The following is a 13,966-nucleotide window of genomic DNA, read 5'->3' as shown; positions in this document are numbered from 1 at the left end:
ATGAGTTTTATGTTAAGTCAAGCCTGCGAAGTTCTGATGCGTATCGCGAAATAAACGCGAAACGCAGTTAGTATTTTCAATACTTAGAGACCAGCACTTATACTTATTAACAATAGATATATTTTAGGCGTAACTACTTATAGTATAGCTAGTGCGCCGGATTCCTCAGTCAAGGCATTGCTGAAGAAAAGGCTTGCATCTGTGTCTTTATCCGTTCGCCTAGTTGATGCACTGCTAGTGCATAAAAAAAGCTGCGATTGTATCGGGTTAACACATAAAAATTTTGTAACCCGAGTATGTACTGCGTAGGCTGTTCAGGGGTAGGCAGTTCGATTACGGCTACGAGTGTTCCGGCTTCTCTTGCTATATCAACGCTATCTTCATCGAGAAGCATACCGGCTTGCAACAGTTTTTGGAGCGCCCAGCGAGGCTCAGCCTGACTATTTACAGCAGCTTGCGCAATGCCACTGCTTCCAGCATCTCCAAGAATCCGCCATACGACTGGTCGTCCGCTTTCCCAGCCATGCTGCTTAAGATAGTTCGCAACGCTACCGATTGCATCGGCCGGACTATTACGTAAGTCAATACGATGATCACCTTCGTAATCAACCGCGTATTCAATGATACTGCTCGGTAAGAACTGTGGGATGCCGATTGCCCCACTGTAGGAGCCTAGTACTGTAGTTGGCTCAATGCCGGTACTCTGTGTCCAGAGCAAGAAATCTTCTAGGTTCTTACGGAATAGAGCTGAGCGGCGTGCGTGATTAGAAGTTTCCGGATAATCGAATGCGAGAGTAGTTAACGCGTCTAGCACGTGGAAGTTTCCCATGTGCTGCCCATATATTGTTTCAATCCCGATAATACCAACGATTACTTCTGGTGGAACACCGAATTCTTCACTAGCCCGTTGCAGTGCAGACTTGTTCTGTTTCCAGAATTTTACACCCGCGTTAATGCGCAGCGGTTCAATGAACTGTGCCTGGTATGCCTGCCAACTCTTGAGTGCTGACGTTGGAGTAGAAAGAGTCAACTTAACAGCAGTTTTTGAATATGCAACTTGGTTGAACAGCACTTTCAATGCTTTCACATCGAAATCGTACTGAGCAACCATATTATTGATGAATGCATCGATATTCGGGTTATCAGCATAGCGCTGGGGTACAATTTCTTCTTCAAATGTCTGGCCTTGTAGCGACGATGCCTCTAGTTGCATTTCAGAGGCGATCATACGGCAGGAGCCCCTTGCCATAACGCTATGCGAGGAAATAGCGAGAATAAACAATAGAAACGGTGTCCAGCAAGTCATCAATTAGTTAAGTCTTAATTATCAGCGGAGAAAGAATAGTAGCAAGACAGTAAGATCAAAAAACGACGCTCGCAAAGCATAGAAAAATAAGGACGGGATATTGCGCTACCCTAGTACAGCTGAGGTATGAAGAGCATTCTGTCAGGATTAGATGAGATTAGCTTAGTATAACTGATAGTGGTGTGATATTTAACTAAAAAGTCGCTACATATGGTATGCAAGCCTTAATAAAAGCGATGCATCGTAAGAGGACTTTGTTTCGAAACAATTATTCTATTGCGATAGCAATAGATTTCTTCGTCCACATGGATTTTTCCTATGAAATAGGATACTAGATCTTAGAATGTCTAATGAGCTTGTTTACGACCTAACATCAGTTGAGTATTACTAGTACTAATTCCGCCTAGAAAATTCTCAATCTTGCTCTTTTCAGAGATGAGACGATGCTCGTGTGGATTAACTACCCGAAAATTGATACTGATATGTAGACGAACACTTATATGCTCCTTGGCGTTAGTATTTCAGTAGAGATCTAGATTTAAAAATTGCGGCCTGAGCTCTAGGTTAATATACTAAATTCTATTTTGTTTTAATAACCTTGCGTTTGCAGCGCGCTATCATTAAACGTTAATAAGCTAGCACGCAGGGTATCTCATAAATTTAATATTTACTATAGCAATAGAACTAGAGCGGCATTTACCGCAGCTTAACAGGTAACTATATAGAGCTTCTCTTGGAATTGTTCTTCTATGCTCGTTAGCCCAAAAGAATTAAGTACAAATAGTGAGTCTAGCTACCTCAGCCTTGCGGAGAGACATAGAGATATATGAAACTCACTTTGATATGACCGACACGACACGTGCATAGCACAGATAAGATAATATCTATATGGACTAGTTTTGCGGTGTACCATACTGTGAGAGCAAACACTTAGAAACATGAGTTTCTTAAAAACATGAATTACACAGAAACTGTGTGATATAGGTATGCGTTACATAAATCGATGCGTTATTGATAGTCTAGAGCTTTCGTACAACCCTAAATATTTTCCTGCTTAGATTACCGCTTTCGATCACTTCAATCAGTTTTCTACCAATTAAAGATTGCTAAAGAAAGCTATCGTATCTCTAGAGCCGAAAGCAGCTTGATCATGAACGATTTATTACTTTCTATCTTCCTCGGCTAGGATAATGTTTGCCGGGCATATAAAGACACAGCGCAGACATGCATGACATATTCCTAGCGTGCTTCAATATGAAGATAAGGTAATATATAAAATAATTGTCAAAAACTATATTATAAACAACTTTCTAGATTGGCAACAGAACACTGCGGCTAAGTATTGATGATTATATCTAATTTCTTATACAGTAAGTTAACAATAGAGTATATTATATCCATAGATATTCGAAGCCTCTAAATTGCGTTCAATATATTGAATAGCTATAACCAACTGCTAAATCACCGCTGGAAAACCTATACAGAGATTAAATCAATGAAGAACCTACCTAATAGCGTAGGCGAATACTTAGCGCTTAATAATTTGACTAAAAGCGCACTGGTGGTTGTTTTTACCAAAATATTTGTAGCTAAGCACTATCAAAATCTAGAAGAGAATCTGACGCTCGCCAGCCGATATTGATATAGCCGTAATAAATACAAATTCTTCGATAGAAGAACTACGCAATAGAGATATAAACTTCAATAAAAGAAAATACTATTGTCTTTAAAAGATGCCGATAGTTTATGTATAGCTATCCTAGTTAAAATAACGGTTTAAGTACAGTAAGTTACAGATTAGGAGGCTTATTAATACAGATAATTTACTATATATTAAGCGTCACATTAATAATCGCACTTTGATATTATAGCTTCCAGGTAATAATTTTTAGAAAACTTCTAATGTTAATCTTACAGCAGCGACACAGCTATAAGATGTAGTCAGATAAACAGCGTACACTTTTCGAAAGCAGCATAATAAATCTATGCTAGCCGAGCGTGCTCGGTATTATATAATCTCAGCTTTTTAGACTAAAAGTCCAGGCTAAGATAGCAATTGCTCTTTAGTCTTTTTTCTTCTTCGAAGAAACACCCGCTCACTGTTATAATAGTTGCTAATAGCGCTGCTGTATTTTTGGTTTTAGAGAAAAGAAATGAAAGTTCTTGTGTCCGTCAAAAGAGTTGTAGACCATAACGTGAAAGTCTGCGTGAAATTAGACGGCACAGGCGTGGACATAGAAAACGTAAAAATGTCGATGAACCCGTTCGATGAAATTGCTGTAGAAGAAGCGGTGCGCTTAAAAGAAGCGGGTGTAGTTATGGAGGTAATCGCTGTATCTGCAGGGGTGTCCGCATGCCAAGAAACACTACGTACTGCGCTAGCGATTGGTGCGGATAGAGCGATCCTAATCGAAACTCAGGAGGAGTTACAGCCTCTATCAGTTGCTAAATTACTTAACGCAGTCGTCGCGCGTGAGCGGTCTCAACTTGTAATCCTTGGTAAGCAGGCAATCGACGATGACTCGAATCAAACTGGGCAAATGCTAGCTGCACTAGCCGGATGGTCGCAAGCTACATTTGCTTCGCAGGTAATAGTCAGGGATGGCTGTGCCACGGTGACTCGTGAAGTAGACGACGGCACTGAAACGCTTTCATTAACACTACCGGTGGTGGTGACTACCGATCTACAACTTAATGAACCGCGTTATATAACATTGCCTAATATTATGAAAGCGAAAAAAAAACCGCTTGAGCGCCTGACACCCCAAACCTTAGGTGTGAAAATAGAGAAGCGCCTTAAAACGCTAAGGGTAGTCGAGCCTCACAAGCGAGGAATAGGCATAAAGGTGCCTGATATCGCCACGCTGATCAATAAGCTTACAAGTGAAGCAAAAGTACTCTAACGCTCAATGCGAAAAGAGGTAGATGTGACAATACTAGTCATTGCAGAACATAATAACCAGGCCCTCAAGACAGCGACATTAAACACAGTAGCAGCCGCACAGAAACTAGGCGACGAGATCCATATACTAGTAGCAGGATACAACGCACTCGGCGTAGCTACTGCTGCGGCGAACATAGCTGGAGTCGCGAAGATACTTTTAGCTGATGCACCACAACTAGATAAAGGATTAGCAGAAAATATTGAGGCAACAGTATCCCCGATTGCGCGCCAATATACACATATTGTGCTACCTGCAACTGCATACGGCAAGAACATAGCACCTCGTCTTGCTGCTAAGTTAGACGTTGCGCAAGTGAGCGATATTACAGCAGTAGTAAACATAGATACTTTTGAGCGACCAATCTATGCTGGTAATGCTATCGCAACTGTGCAATCTATAGATCCAATCAAGGTTATTACGATACGATGCGCAGCTTTTGATCCAGTTTCTTCTAACGGCGGGAGTAGTGCACTTATTCATATAATTGAAGCCGCACCAGCAGCACCTGGCGTGAGCGTTATACGCCGTGAGTTAACTAAGCTGGAGCGTCCTGAGCTAACGAGCGCACAGATGATCGTATCAGGCGGCCGAGGGCTGGGAAGCAGAAAACATTATGTGAAAATGCTTGAGCCGCTAGCCGATAAGCTAGGCGCTGCACTAGGCGCTTCACGTGCAGCAGTCGAAGAAGGGTACGCACCTAACGACTATCAGGTAGGACAAAGCGGCAAAATTGTTGCACCGCAGCTATACATCGCTATAGGAATTTCTGGCGCGATCCAGCACTTAGCTGGAATAAAGGATAGTAGAGTTATTGTGGCAATTAACAAAGATCCAGAGGCACCTATTTTCAGCATTGCCGACTATGGCTTAGTAGGCGATCTATTCATACTTGTCCCAGAACTAGTTGATGCTTTATGAGCACTATAAAACAATACATATCATAGATGCATAGCAAGAAAACACATTTGTTCTTTTTTCTGCTTATGCATTTGTAAAATGCTACTTTTACTGGTCAGATGATGATGTGTTATGCTCTAACTGTGCTTACATACCGGTTCCTCTCAGAACAAGTAATATGTAGATAATTCTAAGCGTATAACTTTTATAATCTGCGTGACGTAACCCAGCTAAGGGCGCTTTAACTAATCGGTATTATAGGAGATAAATACTACTCTTCAGCTAATGATCAATATGCTAGAGTCCAGCAGTCATAGCTATTCTCAACATTGCCTCACCATATTACAGTATGATAAGGCAAGCTGAGCTAATAGCAACTCATGCGTCTTGCGAGCGCAGAGCCCCATAATATTTCCAAAATGTTATTTGCATTAATAGTACTTAACAATACCGATTTTCACCTAGATTTTATCTATTAGAGAAGTGCTTCAGTAGGTAGGCATGTAAGCACAAGTATTAATAGGCCATTTCAAGTTATAATCAGTTTTCGCTAAATTAAAAACTTTTATTTTTCTACGGGTTATTAGGTAAAAATAACATGGTTATCATCCGCTTTGCTCGTGGCGGCTCGAAAAAGCGCCCATTCTACAACATCGTTGCAACTGACTCGCGCAATCGACGAGATGGTCGTTTTATCGAGCGTATCGGTTTTTACAATCCACTGTCGACAAAAGGCGAGTATTTGCGCATTGCGCAAGACCGCTTAACATACTGGATAGGAGTCGGCGCACAGCTTTCGACAACTGTGGCTCGCTTAGTTAAGAAATCTAAAATTGCGTAAACATTTATGTATTAACCTATCCTATATTTGTTTAGCTATTCTGTGTATTCTATGCGTTTTCCCGTGAAAAGAGAGCGTGTGGTTTCGTCCGAGTTTAGTGTTAATAGAGTAGAGCTGTTTCCAGATGACGCAATCGAGGTCGGCGTAGTCATTGACGCTTACAGCATCAAAGGCTGGTTAAAAATCACACCATATGCCTGTGTTGATCTAAATAGCGGTGCATTACTGAGTGCTGCATCATGGTGGCTTATTAGGAGCGGGGTCTATAGTGCAGCACGAGTTATATCAAGGAAAAAACATGGCGCCGCTGTAATAGCTCAACTTACCGGATACTCGGATCGAGATCAGGCACTTTCGCTGCGCGGTGCTACGGTGCATGTGCGGCGCGCAGATTTTCCAGTGCTAGAATATAACGAGTACTATTGGGTTGATCTAATTGGTTTAGCGGTGATCACTACTTCTAATGATGTGCTAGGTTATGTTGTGAACCTAGTTAATAACGGTGCACACTCAATCCTATGCGTAGAGTACGAAAAAGTCGCACGAAATGGACGAATCAAAAAGGCGGAGCGGCTAATTCCATTTGTTGATGCTTACGTGAAGACGGTTAATCTGTCAGATCGCTGTATTGTGGTCGACTGGGAGATCGACTATTAATGCAACACAAAATTCGGTTTGATGTCATCACACTTTTCCCTGAGATGTTTCATGCTCTGACTAATTGGGGGATCACTGGTCGAGCCGCTAAGCAACAGCGTTATACACTACGCACGTGGAATCCCCGTGACTTTACGAGAGACAACCACCAGAAAATAGATGCCCGTCCTTACGGGGGCGGGCCAGGTATGGTAATGCTAGCCGGGCCCCTCGCTGATGCGATAGCCGCTGCCCGAGAGGCCCAATGCTTAGATTCAGTTCAATCATCACCAGGTTATTCTCGGGTTGTCCTGATGTCGCCGCAGGGTCGCCCGCTAGATCATGCAAAGGTAGTTGAATATGTGACACTACCTAGTTTAATCGTGTTATGTGGTCGATACGAGTCGATCGATCAGCGGTTGGTTGATCGAGAAGTAGATGATGAAGTAAGTCTCGGTGATTTCGTAATGTCTGGTGGTGAGTTACCTGCAATGGCCTTAATGGATGCGATAATTCGGCAGTTGCCTGGCGTATTGAATGATTCTAAGTCGGTCGCCCAAGAAAGTTTCGTTAATGGACTGCTTGATTGTCCGCATTATACGCGTCCATATGGATACCAAGGCATGCGGGTACCTAACGTTCTAATTACAGGGCATCATACTCAGATTGAGTGTTGGCGCCGCCACGAGGCACTACGCAATACGCTAGTCAAGCGTCCAGACCTTATACAGCTCGCGCGACGTAACAATATGTTGAGCCATGCTGATGAAGCGTGGCTTGCAACTCTCGTAGATCGGAATATTGATAGCCGGTATACGGGGTAAAGCAGTAGCCAAATCCGGCTGCTAGAAGTTAACCCATCCTCTACTGAGACCTCGATCATAATCAAGGCAAGAAAAAAGCAGCAAGATGGTTATAGGAGCCAACTATGAATCTGATTGCAAAACTCGAGCAGGAAGAAATTGAGCGTGTACTTGCCGGAAGGAGTATCCCGGGCTTTACGCCAGGTGATTCAATCATAGTGAACGTCAGCGTAGCCGAGGGTAATCGTAGGCGTATTCAATCTTATGAAGGCGTAGTAATCGCAAAGCGGAATCGGGGCTTGAATTCCTCGTTCATCGTCCGCAAGATTTCTTCAGGTGAAGGCGTCGAGCGGACGTTTCAAATGTATTCACCACTGATTGCTAGCATTATTGTGAAGCGCCGTGGCGCTGTGCGACGTGCAAAGCTATACTATCTACGCGATCGCTCAGGAAAGTCTGCTCGCATTAAAGAAAAGCTTTTATATAAGGAGCGTACAATGCCTAATAAGTAAGCGCACAGCCGGGCAAAGCACCTCTGAAGGTGCTTGCTATTGATAAGCATGCCGCTACAGTAGAGGCTATCTGACTTTTAATGATTATCCATTGATAATTAAGTTAAGCAGATGTATAGATCAGCATTTTGAAAAGTTCTCTCGAAAACCTAGTTAAACTTTAGTTATTCTAAATAAAGTACATCAAGCAAGATAGCTAACTAAAGTAGACCCAGATTCCGGGATCGTGGGTAGTTTACTATGTAGCAGTGTGGTATTGATGCATCGCAAAGATATGTAATCTCATCATATATAAAAGATTAGTTTGCTAGCATCAATAATACAAACTAAAAAATATGAGTACATATCTCGGTATTAAAGATGTTGCCTGACTATTAAATCAGTATAGAATTTTGTGTTAATTCTTTCTTATATCAGTCCACTTATTTTAAGGTAGGACTTATCCCTCATAGATCTAAGTCTACTAAATAGCTTAAGGCAAAGATCTAACCCTGGGTATTATTAGACGTATGCTTAATCTGTATTAGGTTATGCTAGCGTAGCAGTTGGCGTTATCTATTTATAGATTTCAGCTCGCTGTGCTGAGGCATTGTGCTATTTTTAGGATAGCCTTACTGACGTGGATCAAAATATGCCGCCGTGCTACTCGAACAGCGTAAATATCTTATCAAGATCTTACCCCTAGAAAATAGCAACACTGCTTATCATTATTAAACAAGCGGAAAATTTTTAAGCAAGTCACTTATTGCATTCATTAATTAACGAGTTCGACGTACGATAGATTGCCTTGCTTCGCGCAGAAGTTGTGTGTATAACTTATAACGCATTGGTGTAATGCGTCCTTGCTCTAGCGCATCTAGTATCGCGCAGCGCGGCTCGTACAAGTGATGACAATTGTAAAAACTACAAGCGCCTAGCAGTGAGCGGAACTCAGGAAACGCGCCTTTAAGTTGCTTCTCTGTTAAATGATATAGTCCAAATTCTTGAAAACCTGGCGAGTCGATTAATGCCCCGCCATTTGTTAACTCATACCAGCGAGTGAAAGTAGTAGTATGGCGGCCGCTGTTCAACGCAGACGAAATGTCGAGCGTTGCAGCATTTGCATTAGGTACTAGAAGATTTACTAGGGTTGACTTGCCCATACCAGATTGGCCCAGAAGCAAAGTAGCTCGCCGAGCAAGTAGCGGCGCGAGCGTAGCTCGGGTCGCATCAGCAGCATTTGTTGCAGATACCTCGATGACCCAATAGCCGAGTTTAGCATAGAATGCGACACGCTCTCTGGCAAGCGGTAGCGCGTCAGGTAAGTCAGCTTTATTCAGCAGTATCACTGACTGGAGTTGATGAGCTTCGGCAGCCACTAATGCTCGACTGAGTAAATCCTCGCTGAAATACGGTTCGGTGGCTAGTACAATTAGTAATTGATCAAAATTAGCGGCAAAGCGTTTTAATTTTAACTGGTCAGAACGGAAAAGTAGGTTACGTCGTACATCAGTCGCAACAATGATTCCCTGGTCTGCAGATATTATCTTAAAGCTGACACGGTCACCAACAGCGATTTCGCTCTTTTTCCCACGTGAAAAGCACTGTAGTAGCGAATCGCCCCTATCAGGTTGAACCATATAATGCCAGCCATGTACGGCGAAGACTCTACCTTTTCTTAGGTCTTCTTTTTGAGCATAATTGTCACAAAGTTCTATTACTGGGTCTGCATAACTTCTCATATTTACTTACGCTCAGCAGCGGCTCGATATATCTCATCGCGGCACGGGTTAAGGTAATAGAATCTAGAATCAATTTAGTTGGGTATTGGTAACGATATATTATCTTGACAGGACTTAATTAACCAGCGTGCTTATATTAGAGCCTGTTCGTATGCCTGCATTGTGGGAAATGCAGATTTCGAACCTATCTCCCTCAAAAGCAGACTGTTAGGAGTATCCAAAAAATAAAAATAGAATCTGAGCAAAAATCAATACGGAGGCATTGTTAGACCTGTTCATCAGCATCATACGGTCCGAGGGCTATGTAGAAGCGGGCTTTAGACGAAGAGAGCGAGTAACGTAAAATATAATAATTATGTACTTCAGCACGTGCCTATTCTTAGAACGAAAAATGCGCGTACTAGGGTCCTACTCGTACCTATTGGGCTTAAGCTAGCAGAAAAGCGTATCAAAGCTGAAGACTGAAAAATCTTACCTGTTCTAGACAAGAAAAAGCTTGCAAAATATCTGAGGTTGAACCGTGCTTTGATAGCAAAGCACTACGAGTAGTCTACTCGTAAACTAACCAAAATAAGAATGGTAGAGAGAACGGCTTCTAACACCATTTAACTAATCTGAATATCTGTGATTCAAAGACATTCTAATAAATAGAAGACTTGATTATTGAAAGCTATAGATACAGTCAACTCTAGCAGAAATACTATTACAACACTGCACTCTAGCATGGTAATGATTAAGCGATACTTTAGCTGCTTGCTTATAGGTATATAGTGAGATAGTGTCGAGAAGATTTGCTAGAACTATTTTATGATAGCAGGCAAAGTGATAAGTTTGTCGGCTCTATGCATTATAGCTAAGCGACGTGTAATTATAATAAAATCTTCAACATTTTTTATTCATGAGAACGCATATAATATGCTTATAGTTGTATTATTCGAAATAAATCTTGTCACTACTTCGTTTCTATCAAAATAGTAATATACTTTTTTAAAGCGTTTAAATGAGCTTCAAATTTAAACAACCGGATAGCCAGCCTATCTTGGCCAAGAGTGAATTTAACTTGATCTGGCTGGACATGGAGATGACTGGATTAACTCCGAATACCGATCGGATTCTTGAGGTTGCTGTAGTAGTCACTGATTCGAACTTATCAGTAGTTCTCGAAGGTCCAGTATTATCTATTTATCAATCAGATTTAACTTTAGATGCGATGGATAAATGGAATAAAAAGATGCATAGTCGCTCAGGCCTAATCGATCGAGTTCGTATCTCGTTGATTAACGAAGCTGATGCAGCTTCGCAATTGCTCATATTTTTATCTCAATATGTTCCAGCCGGAAAGTCAGCGATGTGTGGCAATTCTATTTGCCAAGACCGTCGTTTTATAGCGCGCTGGATGCCAGAATTAGAAATATTTTTTCATTATCGTAATTTAGATGTAAGCACACTGAAGGAATTGTGCCGACGATGGCATCCAGTGATTTATAAAGGATTCCAAAAGCGTGCATTACACACAGCGCTCGCTGATATTTATGAGTCAATTGACGAGTTAAGGTACTACCGACAGCATTTCTTACGCATACCCGACACCGCCTAAAATAATTTAGCAAGCATAGAGCAAGCTAACCAGAATTTCGTAGCCCATATACTGGGCATCCAGTATTTATAGATCGCGCTTGAGGGCTAAAATGTGCCTCCCTACACCAAGATCTGGTGTTACTGTAAAGCTACTAATTCTTACGGGAGTTTATAGGTTAACTTTAGCTGGATACTAAATTCATGATCAGCGGAATGTAACAGACTACACTTCTTACTAGAAGAATGAAAGGCAGCACATCATAGCTTAATTAAACTATGATTAATTATTTTAGGTATACTGAAGTAGTCCCTTTAAAACAATAGGTGGTGCTAGATTGAATGACGCTCCGTATTGTTTACGTTTAGCCATATGTAATTGTTCTGTCCCAGTTTTACTCTTGCTTTAATATATCTAGAATGGTACACAACGCTACTATACTAGTATTTTTAAGTTGAGGATTAGATGGTACCCCATATAATTACAAACTTATAGTGCCTTCTTTTATAGGACAATGATATTGTGTGTTTCTTTTAGCGCGTTAGTTAGATCCTTCAAGTAACAGTATGCGCTTAAATGATAAATTTATGCATAGTATGTCAAGACAGGTACTCGACGATTGTATAATCGGCGGTAAATTATGCAGTTGGAGAGCGATTTCGGCCGCATTACCGTCGCGATTCGTATCTTACGTGTTACTCGCGTATTTTGGTAGGTTATTTCATGGTTAAGCAGCTAGCTTGCTATGATCGCATTTTTAAAAAACGAGGATCGAACTGATATGGCAGTACAGCAGCACGTGTTTCTACACACTCAAGCGCAATTACAGAATATCGCGTCAGATATTTTGAAATATGCAAAAATGCTTGGTGCAACCGATGCAGCAACCGAGATCTCAGAGAGCGATGGCTTATCAGTATTGGTACGGCAAGGTAAAGTTGAGACGATCGAGCATAGCCGAAACAAGATAATAGGGGTAACCCTTTTCATTGGAAAAAAGTGTGGTAATGCGAGCACTTCCGATTTCTCTCCAGCAGCATTACGCGATACGGTAGATGCCGCGTATAACATTGCTCGGTTCACGGCAGAGGATAGCTGTGCCGGGCTTGCTGAAGAAGAATTACTGGAGACATATCCGCTGAATTTAGATTTGTTTCATCCGTGGGAGCTCCATACTGAAGACGCCGTCGAGATTGCGCAGCGCGCTGAACAGGCAGCTTTTGATACAGACCCACGGATCTGTAACAGCGAAGGTGCAGGCGTATCTACAGAGCATTCACAATTCGTCCTAGCTACTTCACGCGGCTTTGTTGGCGGCTATCCGTATTCCCGTCATTGCATCTCCTGTGTACCAATTGCCAGCAGTAGTCAGAAAATGCAGCGTGATGATTGGTATATGACGTGCCGCTGTTCGGCTGAACTAGCTATGCCTGAGGCTATAGGCCGCTATGCCGCCGAACGTACGCTCGCGCGTCTTGGAGCCCGCCAGCTTAATACCCGAAAGTGTCCGGTATTATTCGAAGCACCGCTCGCCATTAGCATACTTAGTGCTTTCGTACAGGCGACTAGTGGTGGAGCGTTGTACCGTAATATGAGTTTCTTAACTGATTCGCGAGGCGAACTTATATTCGCACCGCATATACGAATCTATGAAGACCCGTATATACCTCGAGGACTCGGCAGTGTCCCATTCGATGCAGAGGGCGTGCGCACTACTAAGCGTGATGTCGTGCAAAACGGTATTGTACAGGGATATTTCCTATCGATGTATTCTGCTCGAAAGCTTGGTCTGAAAACTACCGGTAATGCCGGCGGTTCGCATAATCTATCATTAACTAGTATGCTGACACGCGAGGATGATGATTTCCGGGCGATGTTACGCAAACTCGGAACGGGTCTATTGTTAACTGAGCTGATGGGGCAAGGCGTAAATCTTGTAACAGGCGACTATTCGCGCGGTGCATTCGGATTCTGGGTAGAAAATGGCCAAATCCAATATCCGGTTGAGGAGATTACAGTCGCTAGTACGCTGCAACAAATGTTTTCACAAATCATCGCAATTGGTGCCGATAGAGTAGTGCAGGGAGCGAAAGAAACTGGCTCAGTGCTGATCGAGCAGATGATGATTGCTGGCCAATAAGCCCCCGAGAAATTAGCAGATTCTTTCGTATTCGACGAAAGAGTAAACGAAGTTATTTGGTGAATGCGTTCGACAGGTTTCGCGTGACACCTCTTGCCATTGCTCTAGAGACGGCGCGGGAAACGTTACATCACCCTCGAATATGTAGTCGATCTCAGTAATAATTAATCGTTCAGCATACCGAATTCCCTCCCGATACAACTGGGCGCCACCGATCAGGTATGCAAAAGGCGCGTTCAGCGTTTCGCATAACGCAATCGCTGCGTCCAGGCTTGTGACTGTATTACAACCATCAAAACGCCGACTTGTATCATGGGTCACGACGATATTCCTACGGCCCGGTAGTGCGCGCTGAATAGACTCATGAGTCTTACGCCCCATGATGAGTGGCATACCCATCGTTTTACGCTTGAAATGAGCAAGATCCTCAGGCAGTTTCCATGGAAGTTTATTATTGAGCCCAATCACTCCATTACGCGCATGCGCGACGATTAAGAAAAGAGTTGTCATAATTCACTATAGATTGAGATAAGATAGGTCCTACATTCTTATTTATAGGTTAGTTATAGCTAAATGTCGGATATCGGAA

11 protein-coding genes are annotated in these 13,966 nt (G+C 42.4%); 8 read left to right on the top strand and 3 right to left on the bottom strand.

Annotation, left to right across the window (positions count from 1 at the left end):
- Positions 1-169: 169 nt before the first annotated feature.
- Positions 170-1,249 carry a lytic murein transglycosylase B gene (gene mltB, locus K0T93_RS02870; protein WP_445082785.1) on the bottom strand — a complete coding sequence of 360 codons (1,080 nt, stop codon included), beginning with the start codon at positions 1,247-1,249 and terminating at the stop codon, positions 170-172.
- A gap of 2,210 nt (positions 1,250-3,459) precedes the next feature.
- Between mltB and K0T93_RS02865 the strand changes: the two genes are divergently transcribed.
- The 6 genes from K0T93_RS02865 to rplS all read left to right on the top strand — a co-directional run bounded on the left by K0T93_RS02865 (position 3,460) and on the right by rplS (position 7,940).
- Positions 3,460-4,209 (top strand): electron transfer flavoprotein subunit beta/FixA family protein, encoded by a 750-nt coding sequence (locus tag K0T93_RS02865; RefSeq protein WP_225721201.1) that lies wholly within the window; start codon positions 3,460-3,462, stop codon positions 4,207-4,209.
- 24 nt (positions 4,210-4,233) lie between these two features.
- Complete coding sequence (locus K0T93_RS02860; RefSeq protein ID WP_225721200.1) at positions 4,234-5,169, top strand: electron transfer flavoprotein subunit alpha/FixB family protein; 936 nt, start codon at positions 4,234-4,236, stop codon at positions 5,167-5,169.
- Between the two features lie 577 nt (positions 5,170-5,746).
- The gene (gene rpsP, locus K0T93_RS02855; RefSeq protein WP_225721199.1) at positions 5,747-5,989 is read left to right on the top strand and encodes a 30S ribosomal protein S16; all 243 of its coding nucleotides are present in this window, start codon (positions 5,747-5,749) and stop codon (positions 5,987-5,989) included.
- Positions 5,990-6,040: 51 nt separating this feature from the next.
- Positions 6,041-6,646: a ribosome maturation factor RimM gene (rimM, locus tag K0T93_RS02850; protein WP_225721198.1), complete on the top strand. Its 606-nt coding sequence runs from the start codon at positions 6,041-6,043 to the stop codon at positions 6,644-6,646.
- 11 nt (positions 6,647-6,657) lie between these two features.
- A complete protein-coding gene (gene trmD, locus K0T93_RS02845) occupies positions 6,658-7,449 on the top strand; it encodes a tRNA (guanosine(37)-N1)-methyltransferase TrmD (protein ID WP_225721789.1) in 792 nt (263 codons plus the stop codon).
- Between the two features lie 104 nt (positions 7,450-7,553).
- On the top strand, positions 7,554-7,940 hold the full coding sequence (gene rplS / locus K0T93_RS02840; protein WP_225721197.1) for a 50S ribosomal protein L19: 387 nt from the start codon (positions 7,554-7,556) through the stop codon (positions 7,938-7,940).
- A 758-nt stretch (positions 7,941-8,698) separates the two neighbouring features.
- Here the strand turns inward: rplS and rsgA are convergent.
- Complete coding sequence (gene rsgA / locus K0T93_RS02835; RefSeq protein WP_225721788.1) at positions 8,699-9,637, bottom strand: ribosome small subunit-dependent GTPase A; 939 nt, start codon at positions 9,635-9,637, stop codon at positions 8,699-8,701.
- Between the two features lie 1,024 nt (positions 9,638-10,661).
- Between rsgA and orn the strand changes: the two genes are divergently transcribed.
- Both orn and pmbA read left to right on the top strand, forming a co-directional pair.
- Positions 10,662-11,258: an oligoribonuclease gene (gene orn, locus K0T93_RS02830; RefSeq protein WP_225721196.1), complete on the top strand. Its 597-nt coding sequence runs from the start codon at positions 10,662-10,664 to the stop codon at positions 11,256-11,258.
- Positions 11,259-11,982: 724 nt separating this feature from the next.
- Positions 11,983-13,377 (top strand): metalloprotease PmbA, encoded by a 1,395-nt coding sequence (gene pmbA / locus K0T93_RS02825; protein ID WP_445082784.1) that lies wholly within the window; start codon positions 11,983-11,985, stop codon positions 13,375-13,377.
- A 12-nt stretch (positions 13,378-13,389) separates the two neighbouring features.
- Here the strand turns inward: pmbA and K0T93_RS02820 are convergent, their stop codons facing one another.
- Entirely contained in the window at positions 13,390-13,887 is a 498-nt protein-coding gene (locus K0T93_RS02820; RefSeq protein ID WP_225721195.1) for a dihydrofolate reductase, read from the bottom strand.
- Positions 13,888-13,966: the final 79 nt, after the last annotated feature.

Source organism: Candidatus Vallotiella sp. (ex Adelges kitamiensis), from assembly GCF_020342435.1.
Lineage (GTDB): Bacteria > Pseudomonadota > Gammaproteobacteria > Burkholderiales > Burkholderiaceae > Mycetohabitans.
This window is presented reverse-complemented; position numbering and strand designations above follow the sequence as displayed.